The organism is Psychrobacter sp. 1U2 (genome assembly GCF_051847575.1).
The window spans coordinates 1-904 of sequence record NZ_JBPYDC010000678.1; the positions used below are offsets into that span (position 1 = coordinate 1).

The following is a 904-nucleotide window of genomic DNA, read 5'->3' on the forward strand; positions in this document are numbered from 1 at the left end:
TATCCCAGGTATTCATAACGTCTATAATGCCCTTGCTGCTATCACCATGGCAACTGATGAAGGGGTAAATGATGACGCTATTGAGCGTGCTTTACAAAAATTTGAAGGTGTCGGACGCCGCTTTGAGCAGCATGCTTCTGTCAGTGTTGATGAAGGTGATGTCTTACTCATTGATGATTATGGGCATCATCCAAAAGAAGTCGATGCCACGATTAAAGCGGCGCGCCAAAGCTTCCCAGATCGTCGTTTAGTGATGCTGTTTCAGCCGCATCGTTATAGCCGTACGCGTGATTGCTTTGACGATTTCGTTGAAGTGCTCTCAAATGTTGATGAATTGCTATTATTAGATGTATATTCAGCGGGCGAAAGTCCTATTGCGGGTGCTGATACTAAGGCCTTGGCACGTAGTATTCGTCTTCGCGGCGCCGTTGAACCTACGATTGTTGATAAAGACAATCTTGCGCCCGTTATGCAGCGTCTTCTAGAAGCTAATGACATGCTCTTGACCCAAGGCGCTGGTAACATTGGTCAAATTGCAATCGATTTAGCTGCAAATGATTTATATCTTAAATAAGTTTTAAAAGATTTTTGGAAATCGTACTCATGACTATTAATGACAATCAACACACAAATCTTCTCAATAGTGTCAACGATGGTGCTGATAATGAAACACTTATCACCAATCCAGAGTCAGCTTTAGCAGCAGCTGCTCAAGCAGAGAAAGATGGTATAGAAAATAACCAGCCAAGCCAAGCCTCATCATTGAGTGTTGCGACGAGCAAAGTCAAAGATGCCAGTGAGTTTGGTAAAGTCGCTGTCATTTATGGCGGTAGTAGCAATGAGCGCAGCGTATCATTAGACAGTGGCGCAGCAGTCTTGCAAGCATTACAAAACCAAGGTGTTG

At 43.7% G+C, this 904-nt stretch carries 1 protein-coding gene and 1 pseudogene; both read left to right on the plus strand.

Going from position 1 to position 904, the window contains the following annotated elements; translation table 11 throughout:
• On the plus strand, nt 1-574 hold a 574-nt coding region (locus tag ACS8FD_RS18050; RefSeq protein WP_439276861.1), incomplete at its 5' end, for a glutamate ligase domain-containing protein.
• A 29-nt stretch (nt 575-603) separates the two neighbouring features.
• Nucleotides 604-904 (plus strand): annotated as a pseudogene (locus tag ACS8FD_RS18055) (D-alanine--D-alanine ligase); the annotation flags it as partial.